This window comes from Cellulomonas avistercoris, assembly GCF_014836445.1.
GTDB classification, from domain to species: Bacteria; Actinomycetota; Actinomycetes; order Actinomycetales; family Cellulomonadaceae; genus Cellulomonas; species Cellulomonas avistercoris.
Genome location: NZ_JACSQV010000013.1, coordinates 48,148 through 69,012, shown reverse-complemented (window position 1 = coordinate 69,012; position 20,865 = coordinate 48,148). Strand labels below are relative to the sequence as shown.

Here is a 20,865-nt window from a genome sequence, read left to right as displayed (position 1 = left end):
GGTCAGCCCGAGGAGGGACGCCCCTCGGCGAGCCGCACGCGCACGTCGCGCTCCTCGTCACCGGTCCGCACGCGCAGCACGACGGTGTCGCCGACCTCACGCGCGCGGATGGCCACGATCAGCTCCTCCGACGCCGTCACCGGCCGGCCGTCGATCGCGAGGATCACGTCACCGAGCCGGATGCCCGCGCGGTCGGCCGGGCCGTCCGTGCTGACCGCCTGGGCGTCCGGGGGGTTCTCCTCGTACACGCGCACGCCCTCACCGGAGTACGAGGGGTCCAGCAGGACGCCGATCACCGGGTACGTCGCCTTCCCCGTCTCGATGAGCTGCTCCGCGGTGCGTCGCGCCTGGTTCGACGGGATGGCGAAGCCGAGGCCGATGCTCCCGACCCCCGTCAGCCGCCCCGGCAGCTGAGCGATCGCGGAGTTGATGCCCACGACCTCGCCCCGGGCGTTGACGAGCGGCCCGCCCGAGTTGCCGGGGTTGATCGCGGCGTCGGTCTGGATGGCGTTGATGTACGCCGTGCCGTCGTCGTCGCCGCCCGCCACGACGGGCCGGTTGAGCGCGCTGATGATGCCCGTGGTCACGGTGCCGACCAGGCCCAGCGGGGCGCCGATGGCCACGACGGGGTCCCCGACGACGACCTCGTCGGAGTCGCCGAGGGCGAGCGGCGTCAGCCCGGTCGCGTCGACCTTGACGACGGCCAGGTCGTAGTCCGCGGTCGCACCGACCACGGTGCCCGGCAGCTCGGCGCCGTCGGCGAACTGCACCACGAGCGTGCCGCCGGCGGCACCGGCGACGACGTGGTTGTTGGTGAGCACGTACCCGTCCTGGCGCAGCACGAAGCCCGAGCCCGACGAGGCCCCGTCGGCGGTCGTCACCTCGAGCGACACGACGCTCGGCAGGACGCCCGCGGCGATGCCCGCGATCGACCCGGGTGCCCGGTCGACCTGGGCGGCCGGGGCCGGCACGGACGGCAGGCCCGCGTCGGCGCGGCGCCCGTCGTCGGGCACGACGCGGTCCCCCAGCAGGCCGCCGAGGAAGCCCGCGGCCACCGACAGCACGACGAGCGGTGCGACCCAGGCGACCGACATCGTGCGTCGACGGCGACGCCGTGCGGGCTGCGTCGCGTGCGCGGGAGCCGCCGGCGCGGGACCGGCGGCGTGCGGGACCGCCGCCGCCTCACGCTGCTCGGGGCTCGGCGGTGGTGTGCCGGGCCGCGCGAACGGCGTCGGCTGCGGCGCGTGGAGCGTGGACGTCGGCACGGAGGACGTGGGCGCGGACGGCGCGGGTGCCGGAGCCGTCGGTCCGGCCAGCGGTGCGGGGCCGGGCGGCGGGGCGTCCTCGACCCGCGCGCGCCGGTACGACGACGGGGCCGCGAACAGCGCCACCGGGGCGGGCACGGGGGCCGGGGCGGGCACGGGGGCCGGGACGGGCACGGGGGCCGGGACGGGCACGGGGGCCGGGCCAGCCGCCGGTGGGGGCACGGGTGGCGGTACCACCGGCGGGGCGACCGGCGTGCTCTCCTGCGAGGGACCGGCGGCACCCGCGCCGGTGTCGCTCACGGGCGCTCCCAGACGGCGGAGACGGTCTGCCAGCCGCGACCGATGCGACCGGTCACGGTGTCGTCGTACCCCGCCGACGGGAAGGCCGCGACGAGCGCGTCGATCTCCCCCTCGTCCTGCGAGGCGACGACCTGCACGACGGTCGACCCCGACTGCCAGGCCACCTGCCAGGGCTCGACGGACAGCACGTGCACCTCGCGTCCCCCGACCTCGCGGACCGGCGCCCCTGCGAGCGCGTCGGTGTCCAGGCGGCCCTGCTGCTCGGTGACGACGTACGCGCCGCTGGGGCCCGTGACGTCGACCTCGAGGACGCGCGGACCGGTCTCGGACCAGCTGATCGAGCCGACGTGCCACCCCTGCGGCAGGGTGCCCGGGAAGGTCCACCCCTGCCCGCGCAGCCACGCGACCGTCGCGTCGTCCGCCGGCACGCCGTCGGACGCGGGGGCCGACGTGTGCGCGAGCAGGCCGAGCACAGCGGCCGGGTGGCTCGACGGCGTCACCACCGGCCGCTCGCCCAGCAGGAAGAGGCCCGCGGCGACGGCGCCCAGCCCTGCCATGGACCCGACGACGAGGCGTACGGGTGTCCGCCGGCCCAGCACGTCGCCGCGCAGCGCGTGCGTCGCCGCGAACGGCAGCGCCGCACCGCCGGCCACGGCGAACGGGTCGCGCTGCGCAGGCCCCTGCGGCACGGGGGGCCGGGCCTGCGCCGACATCGACAGCAGGCGCGCGGTCAGGTCCTCGGGCGGCTGCACCGGCTCGGCGCCGGCGAGCGCGCGCCGCGCGGCACGGGCCGCGGCGAGCTCGCGCGCGCACGAGCCGCAGGTGGCGACGTGCGCGAGCGCGCGCTCGGTCGCCGGGGGGTCGAGCTGCCCGTCGACGAGCGCGCTGATGCGGGAGCCGAGGTGCATCATCCGGTCACCTCCGCCGTGTCGGGGGCGAGCTCGTCCGCTGTGGCGCCCGCGGTGGTGCCGGGCGGCCGCCGGTGCTCGAGCGCGATCCGCAGCCGGGCCCGCGCACGGTGGATGCGCGAGCGCACGGTGCCGAGCTTGATGCCGAGCGTGACCGCGATCTCCTCGTAGGACAGACCCTCGATGTCGCACAGCACGACGGCCGCCCGGTACTCGGGCGGCAGCTCGTCGAGCGCGCGCTGCACGTCGTGGTCGAGGTTCGCCACCTCGAACGCGCGCTCGGGCGTCGCGAGGAGGTCGGGCGACGACCACCGGTCGGTGTCGTCCCCGATGGGCTCGATGCGCACGCGCTGGCGACGGCGTGCCTGGTCGAGGAAGAGGTTGGTCGTGATGCGGTGGAGCCAGCCCTCGAACGTGCCGGGGCTGTAGGTGTGCAGCGACCGGAACACGCGGACGAACGTCTCCTGCGTGAGGTCCTCGGCGTCGTGCCGGTTGCCGGTCAGCCGGTAGGCGAGGCGGTACACACGCCCGGAGTGCTCACGGACGATCTCCTCCCACGACGGGGCCTGCCACTCGGCGGGCTGGACGCTCATCAGATGGGGTTCTCCTCGATCGGCTCGCGGGACGTCATTCTCCCAGGTCGAGGCCGCAGGCTCGACCCCTGTTCGTCGTGGGCGGAACCGGCCGGGCACGCGTGGCCCGTCCCCGGCGCCGTGGGGCGCGGCGCGCCGGGCGGCGGGGTGCGCGGGACTACGCTGGCGCCGAGGCGAGCCCGTCGGGGGCGCGCGCGACGAGGAGGCCGACATCTCCACCGACAAGGCGCAGAGCTGGGTGTACTGCGAGGAGTTCCTCGACGAGGACGACGTGGTCCTGCGGGCGCGCGAGCGGGCGTCCCACCTCGGCTGCACCCCGGTGCTGCCCGGCGCGGGCGCCGCGCTGCGCGTGCTCGCCGCCGCGGCGCAGGCCCGCGCGGTCGTCGAGGTCGGCACGGGCGCCGGGGTCGGCTCGCTGTACCTCCTGCGCGGCATGCCGGCGGACGGTGTCCTGACGACGATCGACCTCGAGCTCGAGCACCAGCGCGCCGCGAAGGAGGCGTTCGCCGAGGAGGGCGTGCGCAGCACCCGCACGCGCGCGATCTCGGGACGGGCGATGGACGTGCTCCCCCGGCTCACCGACGGCGGCTACGACATGGTGGTCGTCGACGCCGACGTCGAGAACTACCCGGCCTACGTCGAGCAGGCGGTGCGCCTGCTGCGCCCCGGCGGCGTGCTCGCGGTCGACGACGCGCTGTGGCACGACCGTGTCGCCGACCCGGCCCGGCGCGACGAGGCGACGACGACCGTGCGGGACGTCGGCCGCCACGTGCGCGGCGACGACCGGCTGGTGCCCGCGCTCCTGCCCGTCGGCGAGGGTCTGCTGGTGGCCGTCCGCCGCTGAGGCACCAGCGGCGGCGTACCCGGTCCGCCGGGTCCGCCGCCGTCGCCCGGTCCGGGCGACCTCAGTCCAGCGTGCTCAGGTACTCCAGCAGCAGCCGGGCGCCGTAGCCCGTGGCGCCCTCGGTGATCTCGTGCTTGTCGGACGTCGAGCGGCCCGTGCCGGCGATGTCGAGGTGGGCCCACGTCCGCTCACCCACGAACCGGCGCAGGAAGAGCGCGGCCGTGATCGACCCGCCCCCGATCCTGCGGTCCTCGGGCACGTGCCGCAGGTCGGCGACCGACGAGCGGACCGCCTCCTCGTAGTCGGCGACGAGCGGCATGTGCCACACCAGCTCGCCCGTGCGGTCGCCCGCGGCGGTGAGCGCCGCGACCAGCGCGTCGTCCGTCCCGTAGAGCGCGGCGTGCTGCCGGCCCAGTCCGAGCGTGGCTGCCCCGGTGAGGGTCGCGACGTCGACGAGCACGTCGGGGTCGAGCGTCGCGTCGGCCCACGCGAGGGCGTCGGCGAGCACGAGGCGACCCTCGGCGTCGGTGTTGGCGATCTCGACGGTCGTGCCGCCGTGGATCGTGACGACGTCGCCCGGCCGGTACGACGCGGCCCCGACGTGGTTCTCGGCGAGCGGCAGCACCGCCGTGACGCGGTGCGGGACCTGCGCCCGCGCGGCGGCGAGCACGGTCGCGAGCGCGACGGCCGATCCGGCCATGTCCGTCTTCATGGGGACCATGGCCTCGCGCGGCTTGATGGACAGGCCGCCCGTGTCGTAGGTGATGCCCTTGCCGACCACCACGACGTGCCGACCGCCGCCCCCGGTCGGCGTGTACGAGACGCGCACGAGGCGCGGCGTCGACGCGGACCCCGACCCGACGGCGAGGATGCCACCGAACCCGCCCGCGGCGAGCTCGCGCGGACCGAGCACCTGCACGTCGAGCCCGGCCTTCGTCGCCAGCCGGCGGGCGCGGTCCGCCATCCACGCCGGGTCCTTGACGTGCGAGGGCGTGTTCGCGAGGTCCCGGACCAGCCAGGTCGCCTCGGCGCCGGTGCGCGCGGTCTCGACCGCGGCGGCCACGGCCGCACCGTCGCGGCCCAGCAGCACCAGCTCGGCAGCCGCCTTCGTGTCCGGCGTCGCCGTGATGCGCGGGTGGCTGTACGCGGCGAGCAGGTAGCCCTCCGTGACGGCGCGCGCGGCCTGCGCCGCACCCGCGTCGTCGTGGTGGGTCTGCGCGCCGACCGTCGCGGCCACGCGGCGCAGACCGCGGGTCGCGCGGGCGAGCGCGGCCCCCGCCCGTCGCAGCGCGGTCGGGCTCTCGTCGCCGACGCCCACCAGGACGATGCGCGGCGGCAGCCCCGCCCACGGCAGCTCGACGGACGACCCGACGGGCAGCGGCAGGTGCACGGTGAACGCCTCGCCGGCGGCGCCCGTCAGGCCGGCGCGCTCCGCCAGCTCGGACAGGTCGATGCCGTAGCGCGCAGCCGCCTGCGGCGTGCCCGACCGGGGCTGCAGCGCGTCGTCGCCCGCTCGTCCGGGCGCGACCTGGACCGCGACCGCGTCGACGGACCCGTCCGTGAGGAGCGGTGAGTCGACGACGCTCGCGCCGTGCAGGACGACGGTGGGCGGGGTGCGGGGTGCTGCCGCAGCAGCCACGCCGGTGGTGCGGGGGCTCATCCGCAGGTCGTCAGCCGACGACGGAGGTCAGGGCCTCGCCCAGCTCGGCGGCCTCGGTCGCGTTGAGCTCCACCACCAGCCGTCCGCCGCCCTCGAGCGGGACGCGCATGACGATGCCGCGGCCCTCCTTGGTCACCTCGAGCGGTCCGTCGCCGGTCCTCGGCTTCATCGCGGCCATCCGGGGCCTCTCCTTCGCGTCGCACGTGAGCGGCCGACAGTCGCCGGGCAGCCCCGACAACCTCCTGATCAGCCGGTTGTCCAGCGTCCATCCTAGTTCACCCCGCGCGACCCCTGCCCGGGTCCCGGGGGCACGAACGGGTCACGGCGGCCAGTCACCGTGGGGGTTGAACTCCCACATCTGCCGGACCCACAGGACCTGGAGCCCGAGCATGAGGACCAGCACGGCCCCGAACCAGAGGCGCCGCGCCCACGGCGGCCGGGGCACGACACCGGCTGTCACCGCGCCGAGCGGGAACGCGAGGAGCAGGAACCGGGCGAGGCTGGACCCCGGCTCGATGACGGCCAGGATGTACACGACGTACGCCGCGGACCAGGCGTGCAGCTCCGGTCCGAGCCGCCAGGCGGCGGGCACCAGCAGGACCGCCGCGACCAGGGCGAAGCCGGCCACCGTGGCGGGGGTCCCCCACTCCTGCAGCCAGAACTGCGGGACGTACGTCCACCCCGAGAACGGCACGACCTCGCGCACGCCACGCCACGCCTCCTGCGTCTGCAGGTAGCCGTCGGGGACACCCGTCACCCAGCCGCAGATCGCCGGCCACGCGACGCCGGACACGCCCGCGGCGACGGCCAGCCCCGCGAGACCTGCACCGTCGCGCGGGCCGAACGTGTCCTCGCCCCGGCGGGCACGCCACCACCGCACGCCGGCGTGCACCACGACGACCGCGGCCATCGGCAGCGCGACCGCGCGCGTGAACCCGAGGGCGACGACGACGAGCGCGGCCCACGCGTACTGCCGCCGCACGAGCAGCAGCAGCGACGCCGCGATCAGCAGGAGCGCGGCCGACTCGGTGTAGGCGACCTGCAGGACCGCTGCCGTGGGGAACGCGCAGACCAGCGCGACGGTCGCCAGCGGCAGCCCGGGCCGGGCGGCGACCGCCCGCGGCGCGCCGTGGCGCACGGTCTCGTGCACGACGAGCATCGCGGCACCGCCGAGCAGCAGCGCCACGGTGGGTGCGAGGGCGACCCAGGTGCCGCCCGTGAGCGTCATGAGGGCCCGCACGAGCATCGGGTACAGCGGGAAGAACGCCCACTGGTTCTGCTGCACGAGTCCCTGGGCGTCGCGCGGCAGCTCCGCCGGGTAGCCGCCCTCGGCGATCTGCCGGTACCAGCCGGCGTCGTAGAACAGACCGACGAACTCCTGGTACGACGGGTTGGCCCCGGTCCAGAGGTTCTCCTCCTGCACCGTCGCGGTCCAGACGAACGCGGCGGCCACGAACAGGCGCGAGGCGGCCCACACGAGCAGCACGTGCACCCACCACGGCCAGCCGCGGACGCGTTCCCACCAGGCGGCCGGGCCGGTCGCCGCGGCCGTCGCGCGGGACTCCGCAGCCCTGGCCTCGTCACCGTCCGCCGCGACCACCGCGCCGCCGGCGACCACCGCGTCACCGCCCACCGCGTCACCGTCGACGACGTCGGCGCGCGGCGTCTCGGCGCTCACACCATCCCCCGCAGCGTGCGCAGGGGTGCCCGCTCCGCGCGCAGCGCCGCGACCATGTCCAGCGTGCGCCGGGTCGCCGCGACGTCGTGCACGCGGAACACCCGCGCGCCGAGCCACGCCGCGACCGCGGTCGCCGCCAGGGTGCCCTCGAGCCGCTCCTCGGGCGGGAGGTCCAGGGTCTCCCCGACGAGGTCCTTGCGTGAGATCGCCATGAGCACAGGGTGCCCGATCTGCACGATCTTCGGGGTGTTTCTGAGCAGGTGCAGCGAGTGCCACGTCGTCTTGCCGAAGTCGAGGGTCGCGTCGACGAGAACCGAGGCGGGATCGACACCCAGCGCGACGGCGCGCGCGGCCGCGGCCGTCAGCGTGGAGACGACGTCCTCGACCACGCCGTCGAGCGGGTCGACCCCGTCGGGTGCCGGGTAGGTGACGCGGAACGGGTCGCTGCGCGGCACCGCACCGCCGGTGTGCGAGCACACGACGCCCAGCCCTCGCTCGGCGGCGACCTCGACGAGCGCGGGGTCGTGACCGGCCCACGTGTCGTTGAGCAGGTCGGCGCCGGCGTCGGCCGCGCGTCGGGCGACCCCCGAGCGCCACGTGTCGACGCTCACCAGCAGGTCGGGGTGCCGCGCGCGGACGCGCTCGACGACCGGCAGGACGCGCGCGAGCTCCTCGGCCTCGTCGACGGCGGGACCCCGCCCGGCGCGCACGCCGCCGACGTCCAGCACGTCGGCGCCCTCCGCGACGGCCCGGTCCACGGCAGCGTCGACGGTCGCGTCGTCGTGCCGGGCGGCGGCGTAGAACGAGTCGGGGGTGCGGTTGACGACGGCCATGACGACCGGGTGGTCGTCCCCGAACGTCCGCCCGCGCAGCCGCAGCGGTGCGGCGCCGGCCGGGACGCCGGGCAGGGGCCCGCTCGTCACCACCCGCCGTCCGCGAGCGCGTCGTCCGCGCGCGGCTCGTCCGGCTCGGCGGTGCGGGCGGCCCGACCGTCGTGTCGGCCCTGGTGCCCGCCGGCCGCCGCGGCCGCGCGCTGGTCGCGGGCCGCGGCGCGCGCCGCGGCCTGCTCCTGCGCCCGCAGCTCCGCGCCGCGCCGCACCACGTGCTCGACAGCCTCCTGCGGGGTCGCCACGAGCTGCAGCATGTCGATGTCGGCCGCCGCGATCATGCCGGCGGGGTGCACGGTGTCGCGGAGCCAGGTCAGCAGCCCCGACCAGTACTCGACGCCGACGAGCACGATGGGGAACCCCGTGACCTTGTGGGTCTGCACGAGCGTGAGCGCCTCGAACAGCTCGTCGAAGGTCCCGAACCCGCCGGGCAGCACGACGAATCCCTCGGAGTACTTGACGAACATCATCTTGCGCGCGAAGAAGTAGCGGAAGTTGACGCCGAGGTCGACCCACTCGTTCATGCCCTGCTCGAACGGCAGCTCGATGCCCAGCCCGACCGACAGCCCGCCGGCCTCCGCGGCCCCCCGGTTGGCGGCCTCCATGATCCCCGGGCCGCCACCGGTGATCACGGCGTACCCGGCCTCGACGAGGCCGCGCGCGACCTCCTGCGCCAGCCCGTAGTACGGGTCCTCGGGCTTGGTGCGGGCGGATCCGAACACGCTGACCGCGGGGCCGACCTCCGAGAGCGCCCCGAAGCCCTCGACGAACTCGCTCTGGATCCGCAGCACCCGCCAGGGGTCGCTGTGCAGCCACGAGGCGCCCTCGCCCTTCGAGAGCAGGCGCTGGTCCGAGGTCGTGGCGGGGATCTGGTCGCGGCGCAGCAGCACGGGGCCGCGGCGGTACTCCGGCGCCGGTGCCGAGGAGTCGTCGGTGCTCATCCCCCGAGCCTATGCGCGCGCCCGGCGCCCGGCGTCGCGCGGACGGCGGACGTCAGGCGAGGCCGAGCGGCAGGTCCTCCGGCTGGGTGCCGGTCAGCCAGGCCCGCAGCGCGCGGTGGCACAGCTCGATCTGCGCGACCGGCACGTGCTCGTCGTCCTTGTGCGCGAGCAGCGGGTCGCCGGGGCCGAAGTTGACGGCCGGGACCCCGAGCGCGCTGAACCGCGCGACGTCCGTCCACCCGTACTTGGGCGCGGCTCGCCCTCCGGTGACCGCGAGCACCGCCGCGGCGAAGTCCTGCGCCGCGGGCGCGTCGAGCCCGGGGCGGGCGCCGGGCGCGGAGTCGGTGATCTCGACGTCGTACCCGGTGAACAGCTCGCGCACGTGCGCGACGGCCTCGTCGACGTCGCGCGACGGCGCGAACCGGTAGTTGACCGTGACGACGCACGTGTCGGGGATGACGTTGGTCGCGACCCCGCCGGAGATGAGGACCGCGTTGAGGCTCTCGCGGTACGCCAGCCCCTCGACCTCGACCGTCGCCGGCTCGTAGGCCTCGAGCCGGCGCAGCACCTCGCCCGCCGCGTGCACGGCGTTGACCCCGACCCACGCCCGCGCGGAGTGCGCGGCGACGCCCCGGAGCCGCACCTCGGCGCGCAGCGTGCCGTTGCACCCGCCCTCGAGCCCGCCGTTGCTCGGCTCGCCGAGGACGGCGAAGTCCGCCGTGAGCCAGTCCGGGTGGTGCGCCGCGACGCGTCCCAGCCCGTTGAGGTCGGCGTCGACCTCCTCGTGGTCGTAGAACACCCACGTCACGTCGTGCACGGGCGCCGTGAGCGCCGCGGCCAGGTGCAGGGCGACCGCGACCCCGCCCTTCATGTCGACCGTGCCCCGGCCCCACAGCAGGTCACCCTCGAGCCGTGTGGGCAGGTTGTCGGCCACGGGCACGGTGTCGAGGTGCCCCGCGACGACCACGCGCCGCGCGCGGCCCAGGTGCGTGCGCGCGACGACCGTGTCGCCGTCGCGCAGGACCTCGAGGTGCGGGTGCGCGCGCAGCGCGGCCTCGACGGCGTCGGCCAGCCGGGTCTCGTCCCCGCTGACGGACGGGACGTCGCACAGCTGACGCGTGAGCGTCACGACGTCGGCGGACAGGTCGATCAGGTCGTCGGCAGCCACGTCTGCGACCCTACGCGCGGCGGTCGCGTCCGCGGCGGCCGCGTCCGCCCTCCGTGCACCGATAGGCTTGCTCGCCATGACCGACCGCACGGCCTGGGGCCTCGGCCTGGCCACCGTCACCGACGCGGGCACGACGCTCGACGTCTGGTACCCCGCGCCCGCCCTCGGCGCGCCGCCCGCGACGCTCGACGTCGACGACCCCGCGTCCGTCCGGCGCCACGCCGCCGACGACCTCGTCGCGTGCGAGCGCGTGGACGCGGCGCGCGGCGTCCGGGTGACGCTCGTGGCCACCGTGGCCGACCTCGACGCCCCGCTCGCGAGCACCGCCGACGCCTACCTGCGCCTGCACCTGCTGTCGCACCGCCTGGTCGCGCCGCACGAGCAGAACCTCGACGGGCTCTTCGCGGTGCTGCCCAACGTCGTGTGGACCGACCGCGGCCCGTGCGCGGTCGAGGACTTCGAGGCCACGCGCCTGCGCCTGCGCGCGGCCACGGGCACCCCGGTGACCGTGTACGGCGTCGACAAGTTCCCGCGGATGGTCGACTACGTGCTGCCGTCGGGCGTGCGTGTCGCCGACGCCGACCGCGTGCGCCTCGGGGCGCACCTGGCACCGGGCACCACGGTCATGCACGAGGGCTTCGTCAACTTCAACGCGGGCACGCTCGGGACCTCGATGGTCGAGGGCCGCATCTCGGCCGGCGTCGTCGTCGGGGACGGGTCCGACGTGGGCGGCGGCGCGTCGATCATGGGCACGCTGTCGGGCGGCGGGCGCGAGGTCGTCTCGATCGGCCGACGTTCGCTGCTCGGGGCGAACTCGGGGCTCGGCATCCCGCTCGGCGACGACTGCGTCGTCGAGGCCGGCCTGTACGTCACGGCCGGGACCAAGGTGCGGCTCGTCGGCTTCGACGTCGAGGGCGCGACGGACGACGACGGCGCCCGCGTGGTCAAGGCACGCGTGCTCGCCGGCGCCGACAACGTGCTCTTCCGGCGCAACTCGCGCACGGGCGAGGTGGAGGCGGTGGCACGGTCCGGAGCAGGCGTGCACCTGAACTCCGCGCTGCACGCGAACTGACGCCGTGGCGCGCGGACGTCGCCGCGGCGGCTGCCTGACCACGCTGGGGACGGCGACCCTCGTCGTGGTGCTGCTCGCCGTCGCCGTCGGGGCCGTCGTCGCGCTGCTGCGCCACGCGCGCCCGGAGGCGCCCGTCGCCGAACGGTGCGTCGCGCACCTCGAGGGCACCGACTGGAGCCTGACCCCCGACCAGGCGCAGAACGCGGCGCTGGCAGCGGCGGTCGCGACGCGCCGCGGCCTGCCCGCGCGGGCCGTGACCATCGGCATCGCGACGGCGCTGCAGGAGTCGCGGCTCGTCAACATCGACTACGGCGACCGCGACTCGATCGGCCTGTACCAGCAGCGCCCGTCGCAGGGCTGGGGGACGGTCGACGAGATCATGGACCCCGTCTACTCGACGAACAAGTTCTTCGAGGGTCTCGAGAAGGTGCCGGGGTACCAGGACATGGCGGTCACGCAGGCTGCGCAGGCCGTGCAGCGCAGCGGGTTCCCCGACGCGTACGCGCAGCACGAGGTGCGGGCGCGCGCGTGGGCGTCGGCCCTCACGGGCCACTCCCCGGCGGCCCTGAGCTGCACGCTGCGCCCGGTCGACGAGGCCGTCGGGCCGGACCCCGTGCTCGCGCGCGTCGTGCGGGACCTGGGGGACGTCCCGGCGACCGTGACGCTCGCCGACGGCGCGGCCGGCACGCCGACCACCGTCGACCTCGCCGCGACCGCGCTGCCGGTCAACGACCCCGCGCGCGCCGGCTGGTCGCTCGCGCAGTGGGCCGTCGCGGTCGCCTCGGAGCTGCGGCTCGACGCCGTGACCGTCGGCGACACGACGTGGTCGCGCACCGAGCCCACGTGGCAGGCGACGGGCGCCGCGCCCCTGCCCGCGGGCCAGGTCCGTCTGACCCTCGCCGGCTGACCCCGGACCCGGTCGCACCCCGACGCACGACGACTGCTTGCCCCGAGGGGACAGGCGGTCGTCGAGGACTCCCGGCCGGGCGAGCGGCCGGAGGAGGTCAGCGGCGCTCGACCGGCACGTACGAGCGCTCGGTGGCACCCGTGTACACCTGGCGCGGGCGGCCGATCTTGGTCTGCGGGTCGTTCATCATCTCGCGCCACTGCGCGATCCAGCCGGGCATGCGGCCGAGCGCGAAGAGCGGCGTGAACATGCGCTCCGAGAACCCCATGGCCTTGTAGATCAGGCCCGTGTAGAAGTCGACGTTGGGGTAGAGCTTGCGCGAGACGAAGTAGTCGTCCGACAGCGCGATCTCCTCGAGCCCCATCGCGATGTCGAGCAGCTCGTCCGACCCGCCGAGCGCCGCGAGGACCTCGTGCGCGCTCTGCTTGACGATCGCGGCGCGCGGGTCGTAGTTCTTGTAGACGCGGTGCCCGAAGCCCATGAGGCGGACACCGTCCTCCTTGTTCTTCACGCGGCGCATGAAGTCCGTCGCGTCCCCGCCGTTGGCCTTGATCTGGTCGAGCATCTTCAGCACGGCCTCGTTGGCGCCACCGTGCAGCGGGCCGGACAGCGCGTTGATGCCGGCCGCGACCGACGCGTAGATGTTCGCGTGGCTCGAGCCGACGATCCGCACCGTCGACGTCGAGCAGTTCTGCTCGTGGTCGGCGTGCAGGATCAGCAGCTTGTCGAGCGCGTTGACGACGACCGGGTCCGGGTCCCACTGCTGGTACGGCACCGCGAACGTCATCCGCAGGAAGTCCTCGACGTACCCGCGCGAGTAGTCCGGGTACAGCAGCGGCTCACCCTTGGAGGCGCGGTGGACGTAGGACGTGATCGTGCGCGTCTTCGCCAGGATCAGCACGGTCGCGAGCTCGACCGTCTCGTCGTCGAACGGGTCGAGCGACTCGGGGTAGAACGTCGACAGCGCGTTGAGCGCGGAGGCCATCACGGCCATCGGGTGCGCGTTGCGCGGGAACGTCCCCATGAAGGTGCGGAAGTCCTCGTGCACGAGCGTGTGGCGGTTGACCCGCTCCTCGAACGCGGCGAGCACCGACGGCGTGGGCAGCTCGCCGTGGATGAGCAGGTAGGCGACCTCGAGGAACGAGGAGTGCTCCGCCAGCTGCTCGATCGGGTAGCCGCGGTACCGCAGGATGCCGGCGTCACCGTCGATGTAGGTGACCTGCGACTCGCACGACGCGGTGTTCATGAACCCCGGGTCGACGGTCACCATGCCGGTGTCCCGCAGGAGCGACGAGACGACGATGCCGTCGTTGCCCTCGGAGGCAGGCACCACGGGCAGGTCACGCACCTGTCCGTCGACCACGAGCTGGACGGGGGCCTGCACCGGTGAGGTGACGACGTCCGACATGGGTGTTCCTTCCTGCGCCGACGAGCGGATCCAGCCGGCCCGGGCGGTTGCCGTGCGGGCCGGTGGGGTGGCCGACGCGCGGTGATGACCATCGTCGGCCACGTGACGGTACCTGCGCGAGCGGCACCTTGACCAATGGACGACCGGCCCTTGGGCCCCGTGTGAGGTTCCTCACACGGACTGCGGTCAATGTACGACGTCCCGTCCCGCGGGGCCACGGGTCGGGCCCGGCGGCGCTACGCCCCGGAGAGACGGGCGACGGCCTCCGCCACGCGCTCGTCCGTCGCCGTCAGCGCGACGCGGACGTGCCCCGCCGCCGCCGCGCCGTAGAACGAGCCGGGCGCGACGAGCAGGCCCAGGCCGGCGAGGTCGTGCAGGGTCGTCCAGGCGTCCTGCGGCGGGCCGTCGGGCCGCGCCCACAGGTACAGCCCGGCGTGCGACCGGTCGACGACGTACCCCGCGGCCTCGAGCCCGCCGCGCAGCGCGGTCCTGCGCCGCCGGTAACGCTGCCGCTGCTCGGCGACGTGCTCGTCGTCCCCCAGGGCGACCGTCATCGCCGCCTGCACCGGTGCGGGCACGATCATGCCCGCGTGCTTGCGCGTCTCCAGCAGCCGCAGGACCAGGTCCCGGTCGCCGGCGACGAACGCCGCACGGTACCCCGCCAGGTTCGACTGCTTCGACAGGGAGTACACCGCGAGCAGGCCTGTGCGGTCGCCACCCGTCACGCGGGGGTCGAGCACGCTCGGCACCCCGCCGCCCACCCACGGCTCGTCCCACGCCAGCTCGGCGTAGCACTCGTCCGACGCGACGACGACCGGCCGCCCCGTCCTGGCCGCAGCGGCACGCGCCGCCTGCACGACGTCCCGCAGCTGCTCGACGCCCAGGACCGACCCGTCGGGGTTCCCGGGCGAGTTGAGCCACACGAGGCGGACGTCGTCACGCTCCCCGAGCAGCCCCGCGGGGTCGTCCGTGGGGACCGGCGTGGCGCCCGCGAGCCGCGCGCCCACGTCGTACGTCGGGTACGCGATCGCGGGGTGCAGCACGACGTCACCCGCGCCCAGACCCAGCAGCGAGGGCAGGAACGCCACCAGCTCCTTCGAGCCGAGCGTCGGCAGCACCGCGTCCGGGTCGAGGTCCGGGACGCCGCGCCGCCGTGCGAACCACGCCGCGACGGACTCGCGCAGCGCGGCCGTGCCGTGCGTGGTCGGGTAGCCCGGCGCGTTCGCGGCAGCGGCGAGCGCGTCGCGGACGACCTGGGGCGTCGGGTCGACGGGTGTGCCGACCGACAGGTCGACGACGCCGCCCGGGTGGGTGCGCGCGAGCTGGGTCACCGGCGCCAGGGAGTCCCACGGGAAGTCCGGCAGCGCGCCGGTCAGCAGGCCCACGTGTCCCCCGGGCCGATGCGGACGGGCGTCACTCGCCGTGGACGCGCAGCGGCAGCGTGGCGATGATCGGGTGGTCGTGCGCGATCTCGCCCATCTTCGCCGCGCCGCCGGGCGAGCCGATCTCGTCGAAGAAGTGCACGTTGGCCTCGTAGTACGGGGCCCACTGCTCCGGGACGTCGTCCTCGTAGTAGATGGCCTCCACGGGGCACACCGGCTCGCAGGCACCGCAGTCGACGCACTCGTCGGGGTGGATGTACAGCGAGCGCTTGCCCTCGTAGATGCAGTCGACCGGACACTCCTCGATGCACGCCTTGTCCTTGACGTCCACGCAGGGCTCGGCGATCACGTACGTCACGGGTGTCCTCCACGGTGCAGCGGTCGGACCTAGTATCCCCCACGTGCGCACCGCCACGACCCGCCGTCCACTCCCCGACACGGGACGGGCCGCGTGAGCCCGGGCACATGGCGCACCTGGACGCCCGGGACGCGCGTCGTGGTGCGCCGCCGCCGCGACGACCTGCCGCCCGGCACGGTCACGGGGACGCTGCACGGCGGCGAGCCGCCGTTCACGGACGTGCTGGGCGAGGTCCTGGCGGTCGACGACGACGGGCTCACCGTGCGCACACGTCGGGGCGACGTCCGCGTGCCCGCGGCCGACGTCCTGCGCGCGAAGGTCGTGCCGCCGCCCCCGCCGCGCCCCCCCCCCGGCCCGCCCCCCCGGGGCGGCCCGCCCCCGCGGCGGCGGGCGACGGGCACGTCCCGGTCTCCCACGACGTGCCACCGGAGCGTCGTCGCCGACTGCTCCGGGGCCTCGTGGGGCTCACGGTGCTCGTGCTCGTGATCGACCAGCTCACGAAGGTGTGGGCGGTCCACGCGCTCGAGCCGCGCGAGCGCACGGCCCTCCTGGGTGACCTGTTCGGGCTGCAGCTCGTGCGCAACCCGGGAGCGGCGCTCTCGATCGCCACCGGGATGACGTGGGTGCTGACGATCGTCGCGGTGGTCGTCGTCGTCGTCATCGCCCGGGTGTCGCGACGGATCGGGTCGGGGGGCTGGGCCGTCGCGCTCGGTCTGCTGCTCGGCGGAGCGCTGGGCAACCTCGCGGACCGGCTGCTCCGCGAGCCAGGTCCGCTGCGCGGCCACGTCATCGACTTCCTCGCCTACGGCCGGCTCTTCGTCGGCAACGTCGCGGACATCGCGATCGTCGTCGCGGCCGCGCTCATCGTGTGGCTCACCGCCCGGGGCGTCCACGTCGACGGCACGCGCGACGAGCGGCACGACGAGGACCGCACGGCCGAGGTCGACGCACCGGACGGTGCCGCGTGAGCGGCACGCGGGCGCTGCCCGTGCCCGACGGGCTGGCGGGGGAGCGCGTCGACGCCGCACTCGCGCGGCTGCTCGGCCTGTCCCGCACGCGCGCCGCGGAGCTCGCGGCCGAGGGCGCCGTGCGCGTCGACGGCCGCCCCGCCGGCAAGTCCGACCGGCTCGTCGCCGGCGCGTACCTCGAGGTCGACCTGACGCCTGCCGCGCCGACGGCCCCGGCCGTGGTGCCCGAGCCCGTGCCCGGCATGCGGATCGTGCACGACGACGACGACCTCGTCGTCATCGACAAGCCGGTCGGCGTCGCGGCCCACCCGTCACCGGGCTGGTCGGGGCCGACCGTGGTCGGTGCGCTCGCGGCGACCGGGTACCGGATCTCGACGTCGGGCGCGGCCGAGCGGCAGGGCATCGTGCACCGCCTCGACGCCGGCACGTCGGGCCTCATGGTCGTCGCCAAGAGCGAGCACGCCTACACGGCCCTCAAGCGCGCCTTCAAGGAGCGCACGGTCGAGAAGGTCTACCACGCGCTCGCGCAGGGGCACCCGTCGCCGACCACGGGGACCATCGACGCGCCGATCGGCCGGCACCCGTCCTCGGACTGGAAGTTCGCGGTCGTCGCCGATGGCAAGCCGTCGGTCACGCACTACGAGGTCCTGGAGATGCTGCCGGGCGCGTCGCTAGTGGAGGTGCACCTGGAGACGGGTCGCACGCACCAGATCCGCGTGCACTTCGCCGCGCTGCGGCACAGCCTCGTGGGGGACCTCACGTACGGCGCGGACCCGGCGCTCGCCGAGCGCCTCGGCCTGACGCGGCAGTGGCTGCACGCGATGCGCCTGGGGTTCGAGCACCCGGGGACGGGGCAGTGGTTCGAGGCGACCAGCGAGTACCCCGACGACCTCGCCGCAGCCCTCGAGACGCTCCGGGGTGCGTACTCCTGAGCGTCGGCGGGGCGACGTAGGATCGCCCTCATGGCTGCTGGAGGATCCCCGGACCCGTCTTTCGTCCACCTCCACGTGCACAGCGAGTACTCGATGCTCGACGGGGCGGCACGCATCGGCGAGATGCTCGACGAGGCGGGCCGTCTGGGTCAGACGGCGATGGCGATCACCGACCACGGCTACCTGTTCGGCGCGTTCGAGTTCTGGCAGAAGGCGACGGACCGGGGCATCAAGCCCATCATCGGCGTCGAGGCGTACGTCACCCCGGGCACCAGCCGGTTCGACCAGAACCGCGTCCGGTGGGGCGAGGCGCACCAGGCGGCCGACGACGTCTCGGCGCGCGGCGCCTACACGCACCTGACGCTGCTGAGCCGCACCACCGAGGGCATGCACAACCTGTTCCGGATGGGGTCGCTCGCCTCCGTCGAGGGCCAGATGGGCAAGTGGCCCCGGATGGACCGCGAGCTGCTCTCGCGGTACGCGGACGGCCTGATCGCGACGAGCGGGTGTCCCTCGGGCGAGATCCAGACGCGGCTGCGCCTGGGCCACTACGACGAGGCGCTGCGCGCGGCGGGCGAGCTGCAGGACATCTTCGGCAAGGACCACTTCTTCATCGAGGTCATGGACCACGGCCTCGACATCGAGCGCCGCGTGATCAAGGACCTGCTGCGCGTCGCCGAGGGCATCGGCGCACCGCTCGTCGCGACCAACGACCTGCACTACACGCGCGAGGAGGACGCCCACGCGCACGAGGTGCTGCTCGCGGTGCAGTCGGGTTCCACCCTCGACGAGCCGACCAGCGACCAGGGCGGCAGCCGGTTCGCGTTCGGGGGCACGGGGTACTACGTGAAGTCGGCGGCGGAGATGCGCCGCACGTGGGCCGAGCTGCCGGAGGCGTGCGACAACACGCTCCTGGTCGCCGAGCAGTGCGACGTGAAGTTCAACACCGGCGCCAACTACATGCCGCGCTTCCCCGTCCCCGCGGGCGAGAACGAGGACTCCTGGTTCATCAAGGAGGTCGAGAAGGGCCTCCTGCGCCGGTACCACGGGTCGGTCCCGGACGCCGTGCGCAAGCAGGCGGACTACGAGACGGGCGTCATCACGCAGCTCGGCTTCTCGGGCTACTTCCTCGTCGTCGCCGACTTCATCAACTGGGCCAAGAAGCAGGGCATCCGGGTGGGCCCCGGTCGTGGGTCCGCGGCCGGGTCGATGGCGTCGTACGCGGTCGGCATCACCGAGCTCGACCCGCTCGAGCACGGTCTGATCTTCGAGCGGTTCCTCAACCCCGAGCGCGTGTCCTGGCCCGACGTCGACGTCGACTTCGACGAGCGCCGTCGCGGTGAGGTCATCCGGTACGTGAGCGACAAGTACGGCGACGACCGGGTCTGCCAGATCGTCACGTACGGCACCATCAAGGCCAAGCAGGCGCTCAAGGACGCGTCGCGCGTGCTGGGCTTCCCCTTCGCCATGGGGGAGAAGCTCACCAAGGCCATGCCGCCGCCCGTGATGGGCAAGGACATCCCGCTGTCCGGCATGTACGACCCCGAGCACCCCCGGTACGCCGAGGCCGACGAGTTCCGGCAGGTCGTCGCGGCGGACCCCGAGGCGCAGCGCGTGCTCGAGACCGCGCGCGGCCTGGAGAACCTCAAGCGTCAGTGGGGCGTGCACGCGGCCGGCGTCATCATGTCGAGCGAGCCGCTGCTCGACATCATCCCGATCATGAAGCGTCCCCAGGACGGCGCGATCATCACGCAGTTCGACCAGCCGGCGTCCGAGGCGCTCGGGCTGATCAAGATGGACTTCCTGGGCCTGCGCAACCTGACGATCCTCGACGACGCGCTCGAGAACATCGTGATGAACGGCAAGCCGGCGATCCTCATCGAGGAGGTCCCGCTCGACGACCCGGCGACCTACGAGCTGCTGGGCCGGGGCGACACGCTCGGCGTCTTCCAGCTCGACGGCGGGCCGATGCGGTCGCTGCTGCGTCAGATGCGGCCCGACAACTTCGAGGACATCTCCGCCGTCATCGCGCTGTACCGGCCCGGCCCGATGGGCATGAACTCGCACGTCAACTACGCGCTGCGCAAGAACGGCCTGCAGGAGATCGAGCCGATCCACCCCGAGCTCGTCGAGCCGCTCCAGGACGTGGTGGGCGTCACGCACGGCCTGATCGTGTACCAGGAGCAGGTCCAGAAGGCCGCCCAGGTGCTCGCCGGCTACTCGCTCGGACAGGCCGACCTGCTGCGTCGTGCGATGGGCAAGAAGAAGCAGGAGGTGCTCGACAAGGAGTTCGTGCCCTTCCAGGCGGGCATGCGCGAGCGCGGGTACTCCGACGCCGCGATCCAGGCCGTGTGGGACGTCCTCGTGCCGTTCGCCGGCTACGCGTTCAACAAGGCGCACTCGGCGGCCTACGGCGTGGTGTCGTACTGGACCGGGTTCCTCAAGGCGAACTACCCGACCGAGTACATGGCGGCGCTGCTCACGAGCGTCCGCGACGACAAGGACAAGTCGGCGCTGTACCTCGGCGAGTGCCGGCACATGGGCATCACGGTGCTGCCGCCGGACGTCAACTCGTCGTCCGCCAACTTCACGGCCGTCGGGGTGGACATCCGCTTCGGCCTGACCGCGGTGCGCAACGTCGGCGCGAACGTGGTCGACGCGATCGTGGCGGCCCGTGAGGAGAAGGGCGCCTTCACGTCCTTCACCGACTTCCTCGACAAGGTGCCGGCCGTGGTCTGCAACAAGCGGACCATCGAGTCGCTCATCAAGGCGGGGGCGTTCGACTCGCTCGGGCACCCGCGCCGCGCGCTGCTGCTCGTGCACGAGCAGGCCGTCGACGCGGTGATCGACGTCAAGCGCAAGGAGGCCACGGGGCAGTTCGACCTCTTCGCCGACCTGGCGGGCGAGGACGAGACCGGCTCCGGCATCGCCGTGACGATCCCGGACCTGCCGGACTGGGACAAGAAGCAGCGACTCGCGTTCGAGCGGGAGATGCTCGGGCTGTACGTCTCCGACCACCCGCTGTCGGGGCTCGAGCACGTCCTGTCCTCGCAGGCGGACGTGTCGATCGCGACCCTGAACGCCGACGAGGCGCGGCCGGACGGGTCGACCGTCGTGGTCGCGGGCCTGGTGACGAGCCTGCAGCGCAAGATGTCCAAGCAGGGCAACCCGTGGGCGGCGGTGACCCTCGAGGACATGGAGGGCTCCGTCGAGATCATGTTCTTCGGCGAGACGTACCTCGCCTACTCGACCGTGCTGGCCGAGGACGCGGTCCTGGTCGTGCGGGGGCGCGTGCGTCGCCGTGACGACACGATGCAGCTGCAGGCGATGGAGGTGTCGATCCCCGACACGTCGCAGGGTGCGGACTCGCCGGTGGTGGTGTCGTTGTCGGAGGGCCGCTGCACCCCGCCCGTGGTGGAGCGGCTGCGCGAGGTGCTCTCGACGCACCCCGGCGTCACCGAGGTGCACCTGCGGCTGACGAGCCCGGGCCGGGCCGTCCTCATGCGGCTCGACGACGGCCTGCGGGTCGAGCGCTCGCCGTCGCTGTTCGGTGACCTCAAGGCGCTGCTCGGGCCGAGCTGCCTGGCCTCCTGA

The 20,865-nt window shown here is 74.4% G+C and carries 19 protein-coding genes; 7 read left to right on the top strand and 12 right to left on the bottom strand.

The window, feature by feature from the left end:
• Positions 1–2 precede the first annotated feature (2 nt).
• From H9657_RS14640 to sigE, 3 genes are read right to left on the bottom strand one after another with little or no spacing between them, the layout of a single operon-like run.
• Positions 3–1,565, bottom strand: a complete 1,563-nt coding sequence (locus tag H9657_RS14640) for a S1C family serine protease (RefSeq protein ID WP_318241524.1) — start codon at positions 1,563–1,565, stop codon at positions 3–5.
• Positions 1,562–2,476: a zf-HC2 domain-containing protein gene (locus H9657_RS14635; protein WP_191784154.1), complete on the bottom strand. Its 915-nt coding sequence runs from the start codon at positions 2,474–2,476 to the stop codon at positions 1,562–1,564. The genes H9657_RS14640 and H9657_RS14635 overlap by 4 nt, the downstream gene beginning before the upstream one ends.
• Entirely contained in the window at positions 2,473–3,066 is a 594-nt protein-coding gene (gene sigE / locus H9657_RS14630; RefSeq protein ID WP_191784153.1) for an RNA polymerase sigma factor SigE, read from the bottom strand. The genes H9657_RS14635 and sigE overlap by 4 nt, the downstream gene beginning before the upstream one ends.
• A 211-nt stretch (positions 3,067–3,277) precedes the next feature.
• Between sigE and H9657_RS14625 the strand changes: the two genes are divergently transcribed.
• A complete protein-coding gene (locus H9657_RS14625) occupies positions 3,278–3,910 on the top strand; it encodes an O-methyltransferase (RefSeq protein ID WP_191784239.1) in 633 nt (210 codons plus the stop codon).
• Positions 3,911–3,971: 61 nt separating this feature from the next.
• Here H9657_RS14625 and H9657_RS14620 read toward each other — a convergent pair whose 3' ends face one another.
• The 6 genes from H9657_RS14620 to dapE all read right to left on the bottom strand — a co-directional run bounded on the left by H9657_RS14620 (position 3,972) and on the right by dapE (position 10,244).
• Complete coding sequence (locus H9657_RS14620) at positions 3,972–5,570, bottom strand: leucyl aminopeptidase family protein (RefSeq protein WP_191784152.1); 1,599 nt, start codon at positions 5,568–5,570, stop codon at positions 3,972–3,974.
• A gap of 10 nt (positions 5,571–5,580) precedes the next feature.
• Positions 5,581–5,748 (bottom strand): DUF3117 domain-containing protein, encoded by a 168-nt coding sequence (locus H9657_RS14615; RefSeq protein ID WP_013116243.1) that lies wholly within the window; start codon positions 5,746–5,748, stop codon positions 5,581–5,583.
• A 141-nt stretch (positions 5,749–5,889) separates the two neighbouring features.
• The gene (locus H9657_RS14610; protein ID WP_225215368.1) at positions 5,890–7,248 is read right to left on the bottom strand and encodes a hypothetical protein; all 1,359 of its coding nucleotides are present in this window, start codon (positions 7,246–7,248) and stop codon (positions 5,890–5,892) included.
• Positions 7,245–8,171, bottom strand: coding sequence for a dihydropteroate synthase (gene folP / locus H9657_RS14605; RefSeq protein ID WP_191784151.1), 927 nt, complete (start codon positions 8,169–8,171; stop codon positions 7,245–7,247). The genes H9657_RS14610 and folP overlap by 4 nt, the downstream gene beginning before the upstream one ends.
• Complete coding sequence (locus H9657_RS14600; protein WP_191784150.1) at positions 8,168–9,076, bottom strand: LOG family protein; 909 nt, start codon at positions 9,074–9,076, stop codon at positions 8,168–8,170. Before H9657_RS14600 ends, folP begins: the two co-directional genes overlap by 4 nt.
• A gap of 52 nt (positions 9,077–9,128) precedes the next feature.
• Positions 9,129–10,244 (bottom strand): succinyl-diaminopimelate desuccinylase, encoded by a 1,116-nt coding sequence (dapE, locus tag H9657_RS14595; RefSeq protein WP_191784149.1) that lies wholly within the window; start codon positions 10,242–10,244, stop codon positions 9,129–9,131.
• A 76-nt stretch (positions 10,245–10,320) separates the two neighbouring features.
• Here dapE and dapD point away from each other — a divergent pair, with 76 nt between their 5' ends.
• Entirely contained in the window at positions 10,321–11,316 is a 996-nt protein-coding gene (dapD, locus tag H9657_RS14590; RefSeq protein WP_191784148.1) for a 2,3,4,5-tetrahydropyridine-2,6-dicarboxylate N-succinyltransferase, read from the top strand.
• 4 nt (positions 11,317–11,320) lie between these two features.
• Positions 11,321–12,223 carry a hypothetical protein gene (locus H9657_RS14585; RefSeq protein ID WP_191784147.1) on the top strand — a complete coding sequence of 301 codons (903 nt, stop codon included), beginning with the start codon at positions 11,321–11,323 and terminating at the stop codon, positions 12,221–12,223.
• Between the two features lie 97 nt (positions 12,224–12,320).
• On the opposite strand, the gene H9657_RS14580 is transcribed toward H9657_RS14585, so the two are convergent.
• The 3 genes from H9657_RS14580 to fdxA all read right to left on the bottom strand — a co-directional run bounded on the left by H9657_RS14580 (position 12,321) and on the right by fdxA (position 15,371).
• Positions 12,321–13,631 carry a citrate synthase gene (locus H9657_RS14580; protein ID WP_191784146.1) on the bottom strand — a complete coding sequence of 437 codons (1,311 nt, stop codon included), beginning with the start codon at positions 13,629–13,631 and terminating at the stop codon, positions 12,321–12,323.
• 236 nt (positions 13,632–13,867) lie between these two features.
• The gene (gene dapC, locus H9657_RS14575) at positions 13,868–15,016 is read right to left on the bottom strand and encodes a succinyldiaminopimelate transaminase (RefSeq protein WP_191784145.1); all 1,149 of its coding nucleotides are present in this window, start codon (positions 15,014–15,016) and stop codon (positions 13,868–13,870) included.
• A gap of 28 nt (positions 15,017–15,044) precedes the next feature.
• The gene (fdxA, locus tag H9657_RS14570; protein WP_191784144.1) at positions 15,045–15,371 is read right to left on the bottom strand and encodes a ferredoxin; all 327 of its coding nucleotides are present in this window, start codon (positions 15,369–15,371) and stop codon (positions 15,045–15,047) included.
• Between the two features lie 93 nt (positions 15,372–15,464).
• Between fdxA and H9657_RS19235 the strand changes: the two genes are divergently transcribed.
• Genes H9657_RS19235 through dnaE form a run of 4 tightly spaced genes read left to right on the top strand, consistent with a single transcriptional unit; the run spans position 15,465 to position 20,865 of the window.
• Complete coding sequence (locus tag H9657_RS19235; RefSeq protein WP_225215367.1) at positions 15,465–15,857, top strand: putative acetyltransferase; 393 nt, start codon at positions 15,465–15,467, stop codon at positions 15,855–15,857.
• Positions 15,854–16,339 carry a signal peptidase II gene (locus H9657_RS14560; protein WP_318241523.1) on the top strand — a complete coding sequence of 162 codons (486 nt, stop codon included), beginning with the start codon at positions 15,854–15,856 and terminating at the stop codon, positions 16,337–16,339. The genes H9657_RS19235 and H9657_RS14560 overlap by 4 nt, the downstream gene beginning before the upstream one ends.
• Positions 16,336–17,271 (top strand): RluA family pseudouridine synthase, encoded by a 936-nt coding sequence (locus H9657_RS14555; RefSeq protein ID WP_191784142.1) that lies wholly within the window; start codon positions 16,336–16,338, stop codon positions 17,269–17,271. The genes H9657_RS14560 and H9657_RS14555 overlap by 4 nt, the downstream gene beginning before the upstream one ends.
• Positions 17,272–17,301: 30 nt before the next feature.
• A complete protein-coding gene (dnaE, locus tag H9657_RS14550; RefSeq protein WP_191784141.1) occupies positions 17,302–20,865 on the top strand; it encodes a DNA polymerase III subunit alpha in 3,564 nt (1,187 codons plus the stop codon).

Coding starts and splice junctions, on each gene's coding strand:
- H9657_RS14615 (WP_013116243.1), bottom strand. CDS start 5,748: ATGGCCGCGATGAAGCCGAGGACCGGCGACGGACCGCTCGAGGTGACC.
- H9657_RS14635 (WP_191784154.1), bottom strand. CDS start 2,476: ATGATGCACCTCGGCTCCCGCATCAGCGCGCTCGTCGACGGGCAGCTC.
- dapD (WP_191784148.1), top strand. CDS start 10,321: ATGACCGACCGCACGGCCTGGGGCCTCGGCCTGGCCACCGTCACCGAC.
- dnaE (WP_191784141.1), top strand. CDS start 17,302: ATGGCTGCTGGAGGATCCCCGGACCCGTCTTTCGTCCACCTCCACGTG.
- H9657_RS14600 (WP_191784150.1), bottom strand. CDS start 9,076: ATGAGCACCGACGACTCCTCGGCACCGGCGCCGGAGTACCGCCGCGGC.
- sigE (WP_191784153.1), bottom strand. CDS start 3,066: ATGAGCGTCCAGCCCGCCGAGTGGCAGGCCCCGTCGTGGGAGGAGATC.
- H9657_RS14620 (WP_191784152.1), bottom strand. CDS start 5,570: ATGAGCCCCCGCACCACCGGCGTGGCTGCTGCGGCAGCACCCCGCACC.
- H9657_RS14580 (WP_191784146.1), bottom strand. CDS start 13,631: ATGTCGGACGTCGTCACCTCACCGGTGCAGGCCCCCGTCCAGCTCGTG.